This is a genomic window from Neobacillus sp. C211, assembly GCF_051842875.1.
Classification (GTDB): Bacteria; Bacillota; Bacilli; order Bacillales; family Cytobacillaceae; genus Neobacillus.
In genome coordinates this window covers 69095-88991 of record NZ_JBPXRO010000018.1, presented here as the reverse complement: position 1 = coordinate 88991, position 19897 = coordinate 69095, and the positions used below count along the sequence as shown (strand labels likewise).

General features: G+C 33.4%; 13 protein-coding genes and 2 pseudogenes. 12 read left to right on the top strand and 3 right to left on the bottom strand.

Features of this window, described 5'->3' with window-relative positions:
• The first annotated feature begins 7 nt into the window (after positions 1-7).
• The 10 genes from ACSU6B_RS17585 (at position 8) to ACSU6B_RS17540 (ending at position 15241) form a co-directional block, all read left to right on the top strand.
• Positions 8-1222 carry a glycosyltransferase gene (locus ACSU6B_RS17585; RefSeq protein WP_410887176.1) on the top strand — a complete coding sequence of 405 codons (1215 nt, stop codon included), beginning with the start codon at positions 8-10 and terminating at the stop codon, positions 1220-1222.
• On the top strand, positions 1198-2313 hold the full coding sequence (locus ACSU6B_RS17580; protein WP_410887174.1) for a glycosyltransferase: 1116 nt from the start codon (positions 1198-1200) through the stop codon (positions 2311-2313). Before ACSU6B_RS17585 ends, ACSU6B_RS17580 begins: the two co-directional genes overlap by 25 nt.
• A 167-nt stretch (positions 2314-2480) precedes the next feature.
• Complete coding sequence (locus ACSU6B_RS17575; protein WP_410887172.1) at positions 2481-3947, top strand: lipopolysaccharide biosynthesis protein; 1467 nt, start codon at positions 2481-2483, stop codon at positions 3945-3947.
• 5 nt (positions 3948-3952) lie between these two features.
• Complete coding sequence (locus ACSU6B_RS17570) at positions 3953-5170, top strand: glycosyltransferase (protein ID WP_410887170.1); 1218 nt, start codon at positions 3953-3955, stop codon at positions 5168-5170.
• A gap of 240 nt (positions 5171-5410) precedes the next feature.
• A complete protein-coding gene (locus ACSU6B_RS17565; protein ID WP_410887168.1) occupies positions 5411-6145 on the top strand; it encodes a glycosyltransferase family 32 protein in 735 nt (244 codons plus the stop codon).
• Positions 6146-6268: 123 nt separating this feature from the next.
• Positions 6269-7708: a hypothetical protein gene (locus ACSU6B_RS17560; RefSeq protein ID WP_410887166.1), complete on the top strand. Its 1440-nt coding sequence runs from the start codon at positions 6269-6271 to the stop codon at positions 7706-7708.
• A 422-nt stretch (positions 7709-8130) separates the two neighbouring features.
• On the top strand, positions 8131-9507 hold the full coding sequence (locus ACSU6B_RS17555) for a sugar phosphate nucleotidyltransferase (RefSeq protein WP_410887164.1): 1377 nt from the start codon (positions 8131-8133) through the stop codon (positions 9505-9507).
• A 430-nt stretch (positions 9508-9937) separates the two neighbouring features.
• Positions 9938-11257, top strand: a complete 1320-nt coding sequence (locus tag ACSU6B_RS17550; RefSeq protein ID WP_410887162.1) for a UDP-glucose dehydrogenase family protein — start codon at positions 9938-9940, stop codon at positions 11255-11257.
• A 200-nt stretch (positions 11258-11457) separates the two neighbouring features.
• On the top strand, positions 11458-13197 hold the full coding sequence (locus ACSU6B_RS17545; protein WP_410887160.1) for a phospho-sugar mutase: 1740 nt from the start codon (positions 11458-11460) through the stop codon (positions 13195-13197).
• Positions 13198-13669: 472 nt separating this feature from the next.
• Complete coding sequence (locus tag ACSU6B_RS17540; protein ID WP_410887158.1) at positions 13670-15241, top strand: YifB family Mg chelatase-like AAA ATPase; 1572 nt, start codon at positions 13670-13672, stop codon at positions 15239-15241.
• 27 nt (positions 15242-15268) lie between these two features.
• Here ACSU6B_RS17540 and ACSU6B_RS17535 read toward each other — a convergent pair.
• Positions 15269-15829: pseudogene (locus tag ACSU6B_RS17535) on the bottom strand (ATP-binding protein); the annotation flags it as partial.
• Positions 15830-15931: 102 nt separating this feature from the next.
• Here ACSU6B_RS17535 and istA (ACSU6B_RS17530) point away from each other — a divergent pair.
• Together istA (ACSU6B_RS17530) and istB are read left to right on the top strand one after the other, a co-directional pair.
• Positions 15932-17182 carry an IS21 family transposase gene (gene istA / locus ACSU6B_RS17530; protein ID WP_410887154.1) on the top strand — a complete coding sequence of 417 codons (1251 nt, stop codon included), beginning with the start codon at positions 15932-15934 and terminating at the stop codon, positions 17180-17182.
• Positions 17179-17937: an IS21-like element helper ATPase IstB gene (gene istB / locus ACSU6B_RS17525; RefSeq protein ID WP_410887152.1), complete on the top strand. Its 759-nt coding sequence runs from the start codon at positions 17179-17181 to the stop codon at positions 17935-17937. Before istA (ACSU6B_RS17530) ends, istB begins: the two co-directional genes overlap by 4 nt.
• Before the next feature lie 61 nt (positions 17938-17998).
• On the opposite strand, the pseudogene ACSU6B_RS17520 reads toward istB, so the two are convergent.
• Both ACSU6B_RS17520 and istA (ACSU6B_RS17515) read right to left on the bottom strand, forming a co-directional pair.
• A pseudogene (locus ACSU6B_RS17520) lies at positions 17999-18217 on the bottom strand (ATP-binding protein); the annotation flags it as partial.
• Positions 18214-19746 (bottom strand): IS21 family transposase, encoded by a 1533-nt coding sequence (istA, locus tag ACSU6B_RS17515; RefSeq protein ID WP_410887148.1) that lies wholly within the window; start codon positions 19744-19746, stop codon positions 18214-18216. The pseudogene ACSU6B_RS17520 and the gene istA (ACSU6B_RS17515), both read right to left, overlap by 4 nt.
• Positions 19747-19897: the final 151 nt, after the last annotated feature.

Below are 19897 nucleotides of genomic sequence, written 5' to 3'. Positions count from 1 at the left end.
GATTAAAATGAAAAACATATTAGTAATTTCACCAGAAAATCCTTACCCTGCCTATGGGGGAGGCCAATTAAGGATACTAAATATATTAAAGAAACTTCCTAAGGAAAAGGTAATTCTTGTAATTTTAGGAAACGAGCCTAATAAAGAGGCTACACAATATTTAAAATCTATTGTGAAGGAATTGTATTATTTTCCAATTACGAATGAGGGTTTTTCTTTAAAACTCAAGAAAGTAAAATCTATTTTTACTTTTAGATCGGTAGCAGCAGAAAGGCTTTTTAATATTAATATTGCAAAAGAGATGTTAAACATCTCATTGAAACATAAGATAGAATCCATTTTATGTTGTCATGTTTATACGATGCTTTATAGCAAGTTTATAAAAACAAGACTAGAAAGTCCTATTAAAATTTATCTTGATGCACATAATGTCGAATACAAATTAAGTCAAAGTTTCATGAAGAGTGAGTCTAATAAAATAAAAAAGGCAGTTCGTGGCATTTTTTATTTTAGCTCTCGTAATTATGAAAAGAAAATTTCGAAAAGTGCAGATCAAATTTGGTGTACTTCATTAATTGATTATAGCGAAATAGAAAGTTACAAAAAAAATGAAACTGATTTATTATTATTGCCCAATGGAGTAGATTGTTCTCAGTATGAAATAAGGATAGATGAAAAACCTAAAAAGCATACGATACTTTTTACTGGAACCATGGACTATTATCCCAATACCTATGGGGTAAAATGGTTTTATGAAGAAGTATTTAAAAAATTAAAAGAAAAAGAAATTGACTATCAATTTATTATTGCAGGTAAGAATCCAACTAGTGATATTATTAAGATTGGAAAAAATGATAAATCAGTAATTGTGACTGGTAAGGTTGAATCAATGAAACCTTACTGGGAAATGGCGACTTTTGTTGTTTGTCCATTATTCCATGGTAGTGGAACTAGTTTGAAAGTTTTGGAATCTTGGGCAAGTGGGAAAGTTGTAGTAGCAACTAGCAAAGCCTTGAGGGGTTTAGAATATATAAGTGGTAAACATGTAATAGAGTCTAATACACCAGAAGAATTCTTAGAAAGCATAGATTGGCTGCTTAAGAATGATGCATCTAGAAGAGCAATGGAAAAAGATGCTATGCTCCATGTTCAAACTAAATATGATTGGAATGTGATTTTAGATAAGCTTCCAGGTGAATGGAGAGAAAGGAAGAGGCAATGAATATCTTATGTTTATCAACAGATAAATGGGATGGAAGATGGAAAAGGAAGCAAGTGATCATGAAAGAATTAGGGGATTATAAAGAAGTAGATAGTATATGGTATGTCAATCCCCCTAGATATAAGAACTTCTTTTTCAAGAAATATAAATACAATGATAAAGTTACTATTTTAGAGTTATCTAGATTTCTTTGGTTTTTTCCAAAGGTTTATTACTTTGTTTTAATTTTTTTATTTAAGATTTTTAATAGAAAAATGGCACAGACTAAAGAAAACCTTGTTTGGCTTTATGGTATTAATGCAAGTGAAGTTTATGTAACTAATAAACTAAAAGAAAAAAAATGGAAAATTATTTATGATTGGACTGATGATTGGAGTCATATAACACCTAGGGTAGACTCTCAAGAAACGTATGATAATATTTTTAAAATATCAGACTTGATATTTACCGTCTCAAATGATTTATTTTCAAAAGCAAAAGTTAAAAATAAGAATGTTGTGAAAGTTCCTAATGGTACGTATCCTATACATGAACTTCAATTAAATGATGATAAGCCTTTTTGGGCTAACTCTACAAAAAAGGTTATAGGCTATGTAGGACAGATTACTGATAGACTTGATGTAGAAATTGTGGAAAACATTCTAAAGGAAAATGATTGTATACTTGTTTTAATAGGTCCGATAATGGAACAGAAAATAAAAACTATTTTAGAAGATTTGAAAACGGAGCATGGGGAAAAATTAATATTAACAGGGCTGGTTAATCACAATACCGCAGTAAGTTATACTAAGTATTTTGATGTTTGTGTGATTCCACATGTTGTAAACGAATTAACATTAAGTATGGACCCTATTAAATTGTATGATTACCTTGCATGGGGAAAACCAGTTATAACTACTAAGGTAGGTGGAGTAGATCTATATAGTGATATTATATATATAGTGGAAGAAAAAAAAGAATTTTGTGAAGTTATTAATAAAATTAATGAACTTGAAAATGAGGAATTAATTCAAAAAAGAATTAAAGTAACTAATGAAAATGATTGGAAGAAAAGAGTTGAGAATATTTTTACACATATAAACAAATTATAAAATAATAAATTTGGGTAAGTTTATAAATAGCATCCTTGATTTATTGCTCTTTTTATATTTATTATATGGAATATATTTATGACTAGATAATATCCTAGGTCCTGTTGTATTTCAATACCATTTTATGAATTGTTATGAATTTAATACAGATTGATAAGGAGTTTGAGATGTTAAATAATACGGTTTGGGTTTTATTTACAAATATTTTAGTTCAATCCGTATCTCTAGGTACTACATTACTATTAGCAAAAGTGCTTTCACCTGAATATTTTGGAATTTTAGCAATTTGTACAATTTTTATTAATTTAATCAATCTATTACAAGACGGTGGATTTAGTAATTACTTGATACAAAAGAAAAATGTCCAAAAAAAGGATATTTTTATAGTTAACGTAATTAATATAGTAAGTGGAATAATCTTAGGAGTAGTACTATGGAGCATTTCTCCATTCTTAGGGGACTTTTATAAGCAAGATCAAATCGGTTCACTTCTGAAGTTTTTATCAATTACACTTGCTCTCAGTTCAATAAGTTTAGTTCATAGGGCTATTATGATTAAAGAGATGCGATTTAAAGAATTAAGTATGATTGATTCAATTACTATGGTGTTAGGCGATTTAGTATCTTTAACATTAGCATACATGAATTTTGATTTCGTAGCTTTGTTAGTAAGAATAGGATTTAAACAATTAATATCAACATTATTATTATTATTAAAGAATCGAAGCTTAATTAGGATTGAAAAGTTTAATTTTAGGGAATTCAAAGAGGTTTATGAATTTGGTTTTAAAATATTAAATTTGCAGTTAGTAACTTTCCTAGGCAGAAATATTGATACTTTCCTAATTGGTAAGTTAATAGGTGTTAGGCAAGTTGGTATATATAGTATTTGTATTCAATGGAGTTTTTTAGTTAGGAATTATATTGCTCAGGGGATTTCAAAGGTTGCATTGCCCAATATATCAAAGTATCAAGATGATAACGATAAGGTAAAAGACATTTATTTAAATATGATTTCATGGGTAGCGTTCCTAGGATTTCCAATAATTTTGGGATTATTAATTACTGCTGATAAATTTGTATTACTTGCATATGGAGATAAGTGGAGTGCAGCTATAATTCCATTGCAAATTTTATTAGCTAGTTCAATATTTTCTACACTTGGGACTACAGTGGGCTCTATATTTATCGGGCTTGGTAAACCGGAAATAGAATTAAGAGTCAATATTCTATCAATTATTGGTTTAGTTGTAGGAATAGTTTTAGGAGCTGTTTTTGGAGGGTTAATAGGGGTAACAATAGCAATATTGCTTAAAGAAATAGTAATAGTATATATTTTTATGTTAAATGTTCTTAAATTAATAAAGGCAAGACCTAAAGAACTTTTACAAAGAATAATACCAGCCCTAATGAGTTCGATTATAATGGCAATCTTGATTAAGATGTTAGACGTGTTTTTAAACATCTTTGTTCATATTAATCCTATCCTTGATTATTTAGGTATAGTTTCTTTAAGTGTCTTAGTTTATTTTATATTAACTTTCCTTTTCAATAAACAAATAGTAAATCAGATAACGCCTTTTATACAATCTCAGATTTTCAAGGTATTTAAGTACAGGATTAGAGGGGGATAATAAAATTGTCAAATGTTATAGGAATATGTGTCCCTATGTTTCCAAAACTATCAGAAACATTCATTTTGTCCCAAATAGAACAGCTTATCTATAATGATTACAAAGTTAGAATTATTGCTTATTATCCATCAGGAGAAAAGAAGCAGCAACCTATAATCGATGAGCTAAATCTATTGGATCATACAGTTTATGTAAGTGGAAAAATGAATTTATTTAAAAGATTATTTCGTTTATATAATTACGAAGATTATATGTTGTTAAAGAAAATTAAGCAATATAATCTTTCTTATAATAATACAAGTATAAAGGACAATCTTAGAGATCTTTTAATTGCGAAGTCTATTATTAAGAATGGTTATCCTCAGATATTACATTGTCACTTTGGTCCAGTAGCAAAGAAGTACTTATTTATTAAAGCAATTTATGATATTCCTTTAATAGTGTCTTTTCATGGAATAGATGTTCTTCATGAGTTAAGTAAAGATCCTCATACTTACAAGGATGTTTTTGCTAAAGCAGATATAATCACAGCTAATAGTAACTATACAGCTAATGTTCTTAGAAAATTTGGTTGTCCTTCAGGTAAACTAAGGTTGTTACCTATGGGTATCAACCCTGATGATTTCCATTTTAAAACTCGTGAAATGCCTATTGATCAGAAAATAAATATAACAAGTGTCGGAAGATTAGTAGAAAAAAAAGGTCATGAATATGCAATTCGTGCAATGAAGTTATTAGTAAATAAGTATCCACTTATGAAATATAAAATTGCTGGTGATGGTCCTTTAAAAAATAAACTAGAGGGAATTATAAAGGAACTTGATTTAGAAAATAATGTTCTACTTTTAGGGAATTTAGACCAAAAGGAAATTGGTGATCTACTAGATCAAACACATATAGTTCTTTTTCCGAGTGTAACAGCTCGTGACGGAGACGAGGAGGGCCAAGGAGTAGTATTGTTAGAGGCTCAAGCTAGCGGCATACCTATTGTTTCTACTTTTCATGACGGAATTCCTGAGAGTGTTGTAGAAGATAAAACAGCATATTTGGTAGATGAAAGAGATGAAATTGGGCTGAGTCTTGCAATTGAAAAAATGATAGTTGATTCTGAGTTGTGGCCTAAGATGGGTTTGCACGGAAGAAATTATGTTAAAGAGAATTTTACTATCGAATTCCTTGCGAAAAATTTAATTAGAATTTATGAAGAAATTTTATCAAGATAATAATGTTTATACTAAAATTATTTATTTTTTGAAATGATTATCATTATTAGTTTCTTCGTGTACTAATAGTGATAATATAAATATTTAATTTTTTATATTATCACTTTATTCTTGCATATTTTGCTGCGTTTCCAAAACTACAGACGAGTAATGTAGGTTGTTTAAAGATTTTTAAGCGTAAGTTTAAGTTCTTTCAGTACTTCATTGTAAGTAAAAAAATGTAAATAAGGGAGTTTATTAATGTCTATACCAAAAATTATTCATTACTGTTGGTTTGGTGGAAAAGAAAAACCAAAGTTAATCGATAATTATATGAAAAGTTGGGGAATATTACAAGATTACCAAATAATCGAGTGGAATGAAAATAATTTTGATATTAATTCAAATCCATATGTAAAAAAAGCATATGAGTTAAAACAATATGCTTTTGTTTCGGATTACGTTAGACTGAAGGCTCTAAATGATATGGGAGGAATATACTTAGATACAGATATAGAGATAAAAAAGGATATTAGTGAATTTCTCAATCATAAATTATTTATAGGCTTTATGTATAATTGCCTTTTGGGGACAGCTATTTTTGGTGCGGAAAAATCTCATCCTACTATTAAGGGACTATTAGATAGATATAGTAATTTAGAATTGAAAATAACGCCTAATAACAATTTATATACAAGATACTTTTTGGATCAATTCCTTGGGTTTAAACTGAATAACCAGTTTCAACTTCTTGATTACGGAATTGCAGTGTACCCGAAGGAATATTTTGAACGGCCAACTTATAATAAAAAAATGGGTTATTCGATTCATCATTATAGTGCTTCATGGAAGGAAGAAAATAAATTTAAAAAAGTAATAAAACAGTCTGTTAAATTTTTAATTGGTGATGTTTCATACAGCATATTAACTCATAGTGCTTCAATCTCTAAAACGCCTTTCTATGAAATATATCTTGAACACAAAGAAAATAGGTAATCTTTTTTATTAATAAAGAGCCTTCACTAAAAAATGCTCTTTGAAAATAAACAAATTATTCTCTAAGTGGACAAAGTTTATTTTTTGACTAAGAAATTCAAAAATTAAATTAGGTGGATTAAAATGCTATCATTAAACAAAGGTTATATGCTTCACACGATTTTTTCCATATTAGCTGTTCTAATAGCTATTTCAGTTTCTATCAATCCGTTTTTATCTGCATCAATTATTATTGCTTTATTTTGTGGTATATTATTATTTTTATGGCCAAAAAAGTCCTTTGAACTTACATTGATTATAATGCTTTCAATTCCTGCAAACATAAGTAGTTATGAATTTTTCCATCTTAACATTCCAATGATTAATTTGGATATATTCAAAGCAATTTTACTTTTAGTATATTTGGTTTTATTAATACAAAGATTAATGAGAAAAAAATCAATTTTTTCTCAAACGGGATGGAGTACTGTAATATTATTTTCAACCTTTGTTTTGTATTACTTACTAGGGAAGTATTATGGAAATGGTTCCGTGTTTACTGATGCGAAAAACTTTATGTTTATACCTTTGGTTTTTACTTTGGGTGTGTCCTTTTATCAAAATGATGAAGATTCGATAAGATCCTTTATGAAAATAGTTTCTATTTCTTCTTTTATTTTGTCTGTTATAACAATATTTATGTTTTTTACTAAACATTCTCTTTTTCAACCAATTTTTGCTTCCTCTTTTGAAGCTAATACTACTAGAGTAGGGTTTGCCAACCATTCAAATTTTGCTTTTGCAATACCATTATTAATACTTACCTTAAAATTAAAATTGTTAAATAAGATCTGGACCAAATTTATACTCTTAACTTTATTGTTAATGATTATTAGTTTAATATTTGGGGAAAGTAGATCATTAATTTTTGGTGTGGTTATAAATACAATTTTCATTACATTTTATACGACTTATTTTGTTGATAAAAAATCTATCATTGATAAAACTGTTAGACTAATGTTTGTATTCTTTGTTATTCCAGTATTTCTGATAATAATCATATTTTTAATACCATCTGTTAATGAAAGGGTAGTTTCTGTTTTTGAAAGATTTAATTCTGTATACTCAGAAGGTGGTAGTGAATCATTGGATACACGAAATATATCAAATGAATATTACTATGATTTAATTAAACAGAAAATTTCAGGTTATGGAATGGGAAAAGAAATGTGGTTGATTAACAGTTTAGGGCATCCATTTGTACAAGGTATGAACATTGACAATGCTTTTATAACTCTTGCTTATAAATTTGGAGTTTTCGGTTTATTGGCATGGTCTTTCTTTTATTTTAAAAGGATTGTTAATGTATTTAAAAGTTTTAAAAATAAAAGGAATTCAATTGAGGAAAAATTCGCAAAATGTGTACTATTTTGTTTACCTATGGTTTTATTAAATTCAACATTCTTTACAGCACAGTTAGTGATGAATAGTACTGTGTATTCTTTTACTTTGGTCTTGTTAGCGTTATTCCATTCAGGTAATAGTAGTATTAACAAACTTAACGAAATCACAAAATTAGATTAATATATTTTATTGCATCATGAGTCAGGTCCATTATGTTTTGCACCCTGCAATGTGTACCAGTACTAAATTTTCCATCGGAATTTAGAGGTTATTTATCCTTATCATTCCAGTAATTTGACATTTTGCACCACGATAATATGTAATCAACCAACTTCTATAATTCTTAAATAAAAAGAATAATAGGCAAAATTAATAAAATCCGGTACCTAAATACTCATTTTGCAGCATAATAATGAGGATTAGCCAGCTAGTCAATTTTTATAAGCCCAACCTCCTCTTACTAATATTATTATATGGCTAATTAAATAAAATATTAGATTATTTAAATTCTTCAGTTGATTATAGAGATGATGTACTCATACTTTTTAAAAATAATATTAGAATCATTATTAAATAAATTTAGAATTACATGAGGTGTAAAAATGAAACTTGTTCTATTATCAGGGGGTTCAGGTAAACGCTTATGGCCCTTATCAAATGATGCAAGATCTAAGCAATTTCTGAAAGTATTGCGTAATGAGGAAAATAAATTAGAATCCATGGTTCAAAGAGTGTGGTATCAATTAGATAAATTAGGATTAACACAATCTGCTGTAATTGCTACAAGTAAAAACCAGGTAGAAATGATTCAAAGTCAAATTGGTAAAGATGTTTCTATAATTGTAGAACCGGAGAGAAGAGATACCTTTCCAGCTATAGCACTAGCTGCATCATATTTATTATCTCACGAAAATACATCCAGAGATGAAGTAGTAGGAATATTACCAGTTGATCCATATGTTGAGGATAAATTCTTTGCAAGATTATTAGATCTAGGAGATATTTTAAAATCCTCTAATGCAGACCTGGCATTAATGGGAGTACATCCAACTTTTCCTTCTGAAAAGTATGGGTATATTGTTCCAAATCAAGAGTTATCTACTGAAGAAGTTGTTAAGGTGAGTCACTTTAAGGAGAAACCAAAAACTGACGAAGCTAAAGAACTTATTGAGCAACGAGCTCTATGGAATTGTGGTGTATTTGCATTTAAACTAGATAAGATTATTTCTTTATTAGAGGAAAAAGGATTACCAACAAATTACGAAGAACTTTCTTCAAACTATTCTCTTCTACCTAAAATTAGTTTTGACTATGAGGTAGTGGAAAAAACGGAAGATATCATTGCAATTCCCTATGAGGGAAGCTGGAAAGATCTTGGAACCTGGAATACCTTAACTGAAGAAATGGGGACTAATATCTTAGGGAGAGCCAATGTAAGCAAAGATTCTAAAAATATTCATATTATTAATGAACTTGATATTCCTGTATCTGTTCTTGGATTATCTAATATTCTCGTAGCTACTAGTCCTGATGGTATTTTAGTTACAGACAAGGAAGCAAGCCCTCGTGTGAAAGAATTGGTTGGAGACTGGGATCAAAGACCGATGTATGAGGAACGCCGATGGGGTTGGTACCGAGTCCTTGATCATACAAAGTATGATGAAAGTAACGAAGTATTAACTAAACGCATTAATATTAAAGCTGGGAAAAACTTAAGTTATCAATATCACCTTCACCGTAGAGAAGTGTGGACCATTGTAAAAGGAGAGGGAGTACTCCTATTGAATAATGATTTTAGTGTCATTAGAGCTGGAGATGTAGTTGAAATTCCAGTGGGAATTAAACATGCAGTTAAGGCTGTTACGGATTTGGAATTTATTGAAGTACAAACAGGAACTCAATTAGTTGAAGAAGATAATCATCGACTCCTATTAACATGGGAAGAAATTGAGGAATCAGCCTACGAACTAGGTAAATAAAAACGTAGGAGCTACTAAGTTTTCGTAGCTCTTTTTTATACAGATTTATAAATATTAATAATGAAGCCAGCTTTTGTAGCCTTTTCATACTTCAATTTGGAAATTTAGTAAGAATTCATAATGAAAAAACATTGGAGATTATTTTTTAAACACTTAGAATTAGGTATTGGTGAATTGCTTGAGACCTTGTTCACGGGACTAACTGATTAGCTTAAATCTATAAATTTCCATAAGTTGGGGTTGTTGTATAGATGCTCATATATACTAGTGTTAATTTATGGTTTATAATAAGTTAGTTTTTAATTCTTAAAAAATACATTATAATAATTTGGAAAATAAATTATTTACTTAAAGAGTAATTAGACCATTTGCTATATTTAAAGATTTGAAAAAATCCTTTATAATAACAATCTCAAAGGTGGAATATAAATTGAAAATTGCTGTTGCAGGAACTGGATATGTTGGCCTAGTAACTGGTGTATGTTTAGCAGAAAATGGGCATTTTGTTTCTTGTGTTGATATAGATGATAGAAAAGTAGCTTTAATGAGTGCAGGAATCTCTCCTATTTATGAACCAGGTTTAGAGGATTTAATGGTAAAAAATATGGAAAGATTGAAGTTTACAACCAATTACAAAGCTGCATATAAAGATGCGGATGTAATCTTTATTGGAGTTGGAACTCCAGAAAAGCCAGATGGCTCAGCAAATTTAAGTTATGTCAATTCTGTCGCCATACAAATTGCTGAAAGTATTGAGAACGATTGTATAGTGGTTATTAAATCTACTGTACCAGTTGGGACCAACGATAAGATTGAGGACTTGATCAAAACAAACCTTGTTCATAATGTAAAAGTAAGTATTGCTTCGAATCCTGAATTCTTGTCACAAGGTACTGCGGTTAGAGATACCTTAAACGCCTCTAGGATTGTAATTGGCGTGGATGAACGACTTGCTGGTGAGATTTTAAGTGAAGTTTATAAAGACTTTGGAGCACCAATATTGGTTACAAATAGGAAAAGTGCAGAAATGATTAAGTACGCGTCCAATGACTTTTTAGCATTGAAAATTTCCTTTATCAATGAAATCGCTAATCTTTGTGAAATTATTGGAGCAGACATAGAAGATGTTGCGCTAGGAATGGGCTATGACAGTCGTATAGGTAATAAATTCTTGAATTCAGGTATCGGTTACGGAGGTTCATGTTTCCCTAAGGATACAAAGGCCTTACATTGGTTAGCAAATTTTCATGATCATGAATTAAAGACTATTAAAGCAGCTATCGATGTAAACGAAAACCAAAAGCTCAAATTAATTAAGAAATCCAGAAAGTATTTTGATAGTTTGAAAGGCTTGAATGTAGCCGTTCTAGGATTAACTTTTAAACCTGGTACAGACGATTTAAGGGAAGCTCCTTCATTAGTAAATATCCCAATTTTGCTTGAGGATGGTGCTAATGTAAAAGCATGGGATCCTGTGGGTATTGAAAACTTTGAGAAATTATACCCTGAGAATATAATTTACTCAACCTCCATTGAAGATACTCTTAAGGATGCAGACGTATGTTTTATCTTTACCGAATGGGATGAAGTCAAAGATTTTAATCTATCCAATTATAGCAAATTAATGAGAAAACCAATCATACTCGATGGTAGAAACTGCTATGACCTTACTAGTGCTAAGGATGCAAAGATTGTTTATGACTCAATCGGAAGAGAAACTGTTAATAGCTTAGAAGCTTCACTGGTTTAATAATTCTTTTTCGTAATGGTAGACGTCATTGAAATCAGTATCCATATGAAAAAGCAACAGTGGTTTTATTATAATTTGGGGAGGACATCTGTCCTCCCTATCTTTTTGCTTTTTATAGTTGAGAACAACCAATTATTTATCCGATTATTGTTTATAAGTATTATTACATAATAGACATCTTAGAGAAAAAGGGAGAATTTATGATTACTTGGTTAGATATTTCTGAAAATTGGTCTTCATTTTATAAATTAGATAAAGACCTTAAAGCTAAATTACATGAAATGGAAAGTAATAAAAAGTTACTAGAAGACTGTTTTTATAAACACTTAGAATTCGGCACGGGCGGAATGCGTGGAGAACTTGGACCTGGCATTAATCGCTTAAATACCTATACCATCCGCAGAGCTGCTGAGGGGTTAGCGCAGTATATTGTAGAACAAGGGGAAGCAGCTAAACATCGTGGTCTAGTTATCGCATATGATTCCCGTCATAAATCTCCAGAGTTTGCGTTAGAGGTGGCTAAAACCGTTGGAAAGCATGGCATAAAGGCTTATGTATTTGATGAACTTCGGCCTACTCCTGTACTATCTTTCGCGGTTAGATATCTAAATGCCGTTTCAGGCGTAGTGATAACAGCTAGTCATAATCCGCCAGAATATAACGGTTTTAAAGTCTACGGTGAAGACGGAGGCCAGATTCCACCAGAAGCAGCCGATACCATTATTCGTTATGTAGATGAGGTTGAAAATGAGTTAACTGTTGAAGTAGCAGAAGAACAAGGACTACTTACAAGCGGATTATTAACCTACATAGGTGAAGAGATAGATCAAGCTTATGTTGAACAATTAAAAACACTTCAATTAAACCCAGAAGTGGTTGCAGGCGTAGCAAAAGACACGCGAGTGGTTTATTCTCCATTACATGGGACTGGGAATAAACTAGTTCGTTCGGGACTAGAGGCATTTGGCTTTGTGAATGTCACCGTTGTTAAGGAGCAGGAGCTGCCTGATGCAAACTTCTCTACCGTGAAATCTCCGAACCCTGAAGAACACGCGGCCTTTGAATTGGCAATTCAGTATGGAGTAAAGATCAATGCAGATATCCTAATGGCTACGGACCCAGATGCAGACCGTTTAGGTGTGGCAGTCAAAAATGGTGAAGGTGAGTATGTGGTTCTGACCGGTAACCAGATGGGTGCCTTAATGCTGGAATATTTGTTATCACAAAAACAAGCAAAAGGGACGCTGCCTGAAAATGGTGTCGTAATCAAAACGATTGTTACCTCCGAAATCGGCCGAGCTATTGCAGAGCATTATGGAATACAAGCAATGGATACTCTAACCGGATTTAAATTCATTGGAGAAAAGATTAATGAGTTTGAGCAGACTGGCGCTTCTACCTTCTTATTTGGGTATGAAGAAAGTTATGGCTATTTGATTGGAGACTTTGTTCGTGACAAGGATGCGGTTCAATCAGCAATCTTTGCTGCCGAAGTTGCTGCGTTTTATAAGTCAAAGGGCATGACCATGTATGAGGGGCTCTTAGCTATTTTTGAAAAGTATGGTTTCTTTCAAGAATCTCTCCAATCGATTACCTTAAAAGGAAAAAATGGTGCAGAACAAATTTCTGGTTTAATGGATACATTTAGAAGTGAACGATTAAGGGAAGTGGCTGGAATTGAGGTAGCAGCTATTGAGGATTATTCAACTTCTGTAAGGTTCGCAAATGGTACAGAAAGCAAGATTGATCTGCCACAATCCAATGTCCTAAAGTATCATTTGGAGGATGGTTCATGGTTCTGTCTTCGTCCATCTGGAACAGAGCCAAAAGCGAAGTTTTATTTTGGGGTGAAAGGCACGTCTATGAAAGACAGTCAGGAGAAGTTATCTTCCATTCAAAATTCCGTAATGAATAAAGTGAATACTATTATAACTAATTGAACGATTCTCCCCCTTGCCTACTAACCTGGCATAGGGGGTTGTTATTTTTTAACAAAAGGGCTGGAGATTTACAGTTGAATATAGAAGATGGTGGATACTAGCAGCGATTTTTGAAAGACCATGGGGACGGTTCTACCGGCTTTATCCTGATTTTTTAAGCAGGGTATAAGCAAAAAGTGAATGAAGTATTTTGGAAATTAGTGTATGATAGGTTTGATAGAAATAGTTTACTCCTTTCTTTCCGCTAAAGATCCCCTCGTGTGTTTATCCACCAATGGAAACATATCATCTATCTGTTTCATTCCATTTCAACCTTACTACCCTATCCAATCCTTTATTTAAATTTTTCACCACTTGATCCCATGATATAACTACTCTTGAATACTTCACCATTGTGTACTAGTAACTATTCATAATCTCCACTTTGAGAAATAGAAAATATCCACTATATATTCGAGGAGGGAATTTAAACATGTCAGTAAAAGTTACAAGCATTGGACTAAAGGGCTTGGAGGGATACCGTGTCCAAGTGGAGGTTCAGGTGAAAGAGGGAATTGAATCCATTGTGATTGTCGGGCTCCCTGATGCGTCGGTAAAAGAATCAAAGGAACGGGTTGCAGCTGCCCTGCATAGTATGGGTAATTCTTTAGTAGATATGAAAGTAACCATTAATCTATCGCCTGCTGAACAAAAGAAAAATGGTCCATTATTTGATCTATCGATTGCTATTGGAGTATTAATAAGTGGGAAGTTTGTAAAGGAGAAAATTCCTAACGATACTGGTTTTATTGGAGCTATATCATTAGACGGAACAATACTTCCGGTGGAAGGAATGATTGCAGCTATCCTAGCAGCGAAAAAACTGAAGTTAAAAAAGCTTTTTCTCCCCTTTGACCCTACCATCCCTAAAATTGAATTGACTGATTTAGAGCTAGTTTACATAGAGACGCTTCAAGATGTCACGGACCATTTAGCGGGCAGGCCGATGCTTCCTCTTCTTCAACCAATTGAACTGCTGGAAGATCACATGGTGGTAGAAAGGGATTTTAACCAGATTATAGGCCATGAAATTGCAAAAAGAGCACTAGAAATTGCTGCAAGTGGTGAACACTATGTTTTGATGGACGGTCCACCCGGATGTGGTAAGAGTTTACTAGCTGAAACCTTCCCCTCGATCCTCCCTTCCTTATCCAAAGAAGCTCAGTTGGAGAAAATAAGTCTCTACCAACTAGCCGGTGCTCCCTATCATTCACTATCCTTACCTTCATTTCGTCATCCACATCATTCTGCCTCATCTGTTTCGATTATCGGTGGTGGTACCAATCCGAAACCCGGTGAAGTGTCGTTAGCCCATCGCGGTGTTCTCTTTCTAGATGAATTAGGGGAATTTTCAAAGAAAACATTAGATATGCTAAGACAGCCATTAGAAAATGAGAAGGTAACGATCAGTCGTGTCCATTCTACTGTGACGTATCCCGCAAAGTTTATTTTTATCGCTGCCATGAACCCCTGTCCTTGCGGTTATTTTGGTTCCAGTCAGCAATATTGTACCTGTTCTGAAAATCAAATTAAATCGTATCAAAATCGCGTCTCAGGTCCTATCTTAGATAGAATAGATATTCTGCTATCTTTAAAGCCAGTTAATCTGAAGGATCACGATTTCAAAGGAATTGAATCATCAGATGAAATACAAAAGCGGGTTATCGCTGCTAGAGAAACACAATATAAACGGTACTCTAAAGAGATTTGTAATGGAAGTGTCCCATTTGAACAGTTGATTGGTGAATCTCCTTTAACCAGCAGACAGCAGCAATTCCTACAAAGTATGTCAATCAAGCAAGGACTTAGTAACCGTGTGCAAATAAAGATTATCCGCTTAGCAAGAACAATTGCTGACTTAAATGGGGAAAAATCAATATCGAATGAGGCTCTTAGGGAGGCTATACAATTAAGGAAAATAGATAAGCCAAAAGAAATGGCGCCTCGTGAAACAAAGGCAGGGGAGAAGAGTTGTAACCGTCAAGTAGAAATCAACAGTTTTTAGTAAATAAGATTAAACAGTTTTCATCAATTAAGATTCAACACTTTGATTATCAAATAATGCTTTTCTGTATTTCATTCTGATACTGTCCTGTTCTTCGCTGAAAGTCAAAATTTCACTCCGATGAAGGAGACGATCCAATATTGCTGTCGTAAGTGTCGTATCCCCAAGGAACTTTCCCCATTCTCCAGGACCTTTATTAGATGTAAGGATAAATGCAGCTTTGTCATACATCTCATAAATAAACTGGAAGAATAAATGGGCATCCTGTGGTTCATAAGCCATATACATGACATCATCGATGATAATCAGGTCAGATTTGATAATACGGTTGTACCTTGTTTTAGATTTACTGATATACTCTCTTGATTTCAATACATAAATCAAACGATCCATTGATATAAAAGAAACCTGGTATCCACGCTCAATAGCGTGAATACCCAAGGCAGTTGATAGATGAGTCTTGCCGACACCCGTTGGTCCCATCATAATTAAGGTAAAATACTCATCGACCCATGATAATTGTTTTAATATATTCAGTTGTTTTTCTCCAATCGCTGTCTGTTCCTCAAGTCGAAAGTTCTCAAATGTGAAAAACGGTGTTAAAATCCCCAATATAAACGGTTAAAAATTCCCCGAAAATAACGGATAATTGTCTCGATACATCAAAATTTTTTTGAGTGGAGAGACAACATGTTGAAGGATGGGGAATTTTTTATGATCAGAGAGTTACATCAAAAAGGATGGACTCAGACTGCAATTTCAGAAGAAACAGGGTTCGATAGAAAGACTATTAGGAAGTACATAAACCAGAATCAACTTCCTAAAAGAAAGGGGGATAAAAAAAGTAAAGGAAGCAAATTAGATGACTATAAAGAGTATTTGTTAAAGAGACTTAAAGAAGGAACCACAAATTGTGTAGTTTTGTTAGAAGAGATACAGGGAATGGGCTATGATGGCCAAATGACAATACTAAGGGAGTTTATTAGTCCCTTTCGTGAAAAACCTAATAAGCAGTCAAGTATCCGTTTTGAAACTCCTCCAGGTAAACAAGCTCAAATGGATTGGGGTGAATTAGGAGAACACGAGATTGACGGTAAGAAACAGAAACTTTATGTATTCGTCATCGTCCTTGGATATTCAAGAATGAAATACATGGAGATTACAACAACAATGAACATGGAACAACTGATGAAGTGTCACATGAATGCTTTCTCGTATTTTAATGGTGTTCCATCACAAATTCTTTATGACAACATGAAGACTGTAGTGATTAAGCATAGCCCGACTGAAATTAGATTCAATAGAAAATTTGAGGAGTTTTTAGCTTACTATGGCATTGTTCCAAAAGCTTGTAAACCAGCTCGTCCTCAATCTAAAGGTAAAGTGGAAAGTGCAGTTGGATATGTGAAGAAAAATTTTATGCAGCGAAAGTTGGAGCCATCCCTAGTTAAGATGAATGAGAGTCTAATAGAATGGTTGGACAAAATAGCTAATAAGAAGCCTAATCAAACAACCAAGGAATCACCGTTTGAACGGTTTGAAGTGGAACAAGAGAAATTACTAAATTGGAACCAACGCCCTCTATTCCCAATGAGTAGATGGACAACTACTAGTGTTGACCAACAGGGTTATATCTCTTACGAGAATAAACTGTACTCTGTCCCCTACCGTTATAAGGGAGCAGAAGTGAAGATTAAAGAGACTTTAGAACACCATATCGAAGTTTACTATGAACTAGATTGTATTGCGACACATCCAATGATCAATGGGAATACCAAATCAATCGCTCAATTGAAACATTACAAAGAAAATAAAAAAGAAGAGACGAAAGTGACACCTAAAGGTTTGGCGACCGGTCACAATCCTCTCTCTGGTCCAAAAGTGGAACAACGTTCCCTCTTGGTGTATGAAGAACAGTCAAAGGTTGGTGAATATGAATGAACACTGACCTTCTAACTGAACGTCTTAAAAGTGTAGGTTTTCATTTAACCTCAAATCGAATCGAAGGCATTTTAGAGGATGCCTCTAAAGATAATGTATCATATTCTGACTTTCTTAACATCGTTTTATTACAAGAAATTGAAAGTAAAGAGAGACAAAACCTTGAAAGACGGCTTAAAAAATCTAAACTACCATTTTATAAAAAAATTGAGGACTTTGATTTTGAATTTCAAACAAGCGTCAATGAACGTAGAGTAAAAGAGGTAATGACTTGTCGTTTCATCCAAAATGGAGAAAACATCTTACTCCTGGGTCCGCCAGGAGTAGGGAAAACTCACCTAGCAATAGGTCTAACAATTGAAGCAATAGAACAAGGAAATACAGCCTATTACACCAGATGTGATGATTTTATTTTATCTTGTAAAAAGGCTGAGCAGCGTGGAACTACTGCCCGCCTAGTTAATAAATTGTGTGTTCCTGAAGTATTAGTTATTGACGAAATGGGTTATTTTCCATTTGATGAGCTTAGTGCTAATCTATTGTTTCAAATCATTTCAAAAAGGTATGAGCATGGATCTATAATCATTACGTCCAATAAATCCTATGTTGAATGGGGGAAAATATTTGGAGATGATGTTTTAGCTACGGCCGTTCTCGACCGTTTATTGCACCATTCAATAACGTTTAATATTAAAGGACAATCATATAGGTTAAGAGAAAAACAACGGGCTGGCGTTCAACCAATACAAGGTTGAACGCTGAAATTGGGGATTTTTTAACCGTTGGAAATGGGGAAAAATAAACCGTTGTTGACACAAATGTCAAAGCTTCTGGAAACTCTGCCCACTTCATTAGTCTTTCACTGTTTTTTCTTTCCCTACTACGCATTTCATGACTAAGAAACTCATGGATGAATTCATGATATGTCCATCCCTTTGCTTCAGCTTCCCTTAGAAGAGAAGGTAACTCCTTGGCTGTTTCAGCCAGACGTAAGGTTCGACATTTATCCTGTAGTGATTCGTAAGGTTGGCTCATCGGTTTGATCCTCCCTGAAGGACACTTAAATAAATATCTTCTCTTCGTTGGGGGGCAACTAAAGTCTTATATTTCTCATTCAGGATTCCAGTTTCTTTATGTTTCTTTCGGCTCTGTATTTCTAATGAGATGGCAATATCCCGAAGATCATTTGCACTAGTCAACCGTAAACGTCTCATTTCATTAAGTGCCTCATCAATGAAAGCTGGATATTTCAGAATGACAGATTGTACAACTTTAAGTTGATCTATCATATGGCGTGGATATTGATTAAAGAGAATTTCAATTAGCCAATTTGCAGCTTCTTTATCGGTTAACATTTCTTTGATTTGCTGTATTAATAAATCACGTTTAGATTGTTCACGTTCCCGATGGGAAGGGTCTGAAATAACAGCACCACTTCCTTGTGCGATTTTATGTTTAGCTAGTGGCTGCCCAGTTTGCCGTAGTCGTATGTATAGATACTCAGTATCCGTCTCGACATAAGCAATATTGGGAGCTCCTTTTCGGTAAGTGCCACGAGGTACGCTGTACCGATTCCCATCAAACCGGATAACATTGTCTTTGTTAATAGTTCTTGTTATACTAGAATCGAAGATATCTTCAAAAATGTAAGTACCGGAGACCGGTTGTAGGTGTGGCTTTTCCAGGGCGAACACCTCGACAGGTCTCTTTTTCGTATTATGATGAACCTTATAATTTCCTGTTCTCTTTGACCAACTCAAGCAAGATTCCTGCCAATCTAGTAGATTATCGAATGTACGGTTCTTCGCGAAATTATTTTTTACATACTTTACTACCTGCTCAATTTTCCCTTTAGATTCTGGATCAGATTTTCTACATAGGTAGACCTTAAACTTTCTTGTCTGTTGATACTTAGTAAATTCTACTGTCATAATTAGGTCTCCGGCATTTTCACTGACTGCCAGTAAACGATCTTGATCGTAGACGATTTCAATAGACATGCCCCCATAAAAACGGAAGGCATTTTCATGCATTCTAATAAGATCTGATGCTCGAAACGGCCGATCGAGCCATTCTACATATTTGTATCTGGAATGGGCCAGTACGAATCCAATAAAGTAGAGCCGTTTGAATGCTCCATTCGTTGTAGGGACCCTTATTTGACCAAAGTCTACTTGTAACTGCTGACCCATTGGAAGATCAGGTACTGTACTATAATTTCTTTCTGAGTTTATTTTAGGGATATGATAAAATTCACGTATCTCATTAACATAATTTCTTACAGTTCCTTCTGTAACAGAACTGACGTCTAATTTCTCGCCCAACCAGTCCAATACTTGCGCTCCTGATAAATCAGGATGCTCCTTTAACCATCCGAGTATTTCCTCCCGAAAGGGATCTAGCTTTTTACTTCTATTCTGTAATGACATGGCAAACGAGTAAAACTCTTCTGGGCTCATCCTTCCGTATTCTATCACCCTATTCCTAGAAATCTTTAATTTCCTAGCTATCGCGCTATTTGAAAATCCCTCACCGCGAAGCCTATGAATCTCGTTGTAAATCATCAGTCTTTCCACTCCTGTTTATTCCTCACTTTCCATAGACTGATTTAAGTATATAGAAAGTGGGTTAATTAAGGTAAACTGTTGATTCTTATTTGTCGAAATCTGTTTAACCTTATTTGCGGAAAACTGTTGATTCTAGTTTATCGTTTAC

What these genes read in the sequence shown, in the direction of transcription:
- ACSU6B_RS17585 (WP_410887176.1), top strand. Translation starts at nt 8, where the DNA reads ATGAAAAACATATTAGTAATTTCACCAGAAAATCCTTACCCTGCCTAT.
- ACSU6B_RS17580 (WP_410887174.1), top strand. Translation starts at nt 1,198, where the DNA reads ATGGAGAGAAAGGAAGAGGCAATGAATATCTTATGTTTATCAACAGAT.
- ACSU6B_RS17575 (WP_410887172.1), top strand. Translation starts at nt 2,481, where the DNA reads ATGTTAAATAATACGGTTTGGGTTTTATTTACAAATATTTTAGTTCAA.
- ACSU6B_RS17565 (WP_410887168.1), top strand. Translation starts at nt 5,411, where the DNA reads ATGTCTATACCAAAAATTATTCATTACTGTTGGTTTGGTGGAAAAGAA.
- ACSU6B_RS17560 (WP_410887166.1), top strand. Translation starts at nt 6,269, where the DNA reads ATGCTATCATTAAACAAAGGTTATATGCTTCACACGATTTTTTCCATA.
- ACSU6B_RS17555 (WP_410887164.1), top strand. Translation starts at nt 8,131, where the DNA reads ATGAAACTTGTTCTATTATCAGGGGGTTCAGGTAAACGCTTATGGCCC.
- ACSU6B_RS17545 (WP_410887160.1), top strand. Translation starts at nt 11,458, where the DNA reads ATGATTACTTGGTTAGATATTTCTGAAAATTGGTCTTCATTTTATAAA.
- ACSU6B_RS17540 (WP_410887158.1), top strand. Translation starts at nt 13,670, where the DNA reads ATGTCAGTAAAAGTTACAAGCATTGGACTAAAGGGCTTGGAGGGATAC.
- istA (WP_410887154.1), top strand. Translation starts at nt 15,932, where the DNA reads ATGTTGAAGGATGGGGAATTTTTTATGATCAGAGAGTTACATCAAAAA.
- istB (WP_410887152.1), top strand. Translation starts at nt 17,179, where the DNA reads ATGAACACTGACCTTCTAACTGAACGTCTTAAAAGTGTAGGTTTTCAT.
- istA (WP_410887148.1), bottom strand. Translation starts at nt 19,746, where the DNA reads ATGATTTACAACGAGATTCATAGGCTTCGCGGTGAGGGATTTTCAAAT.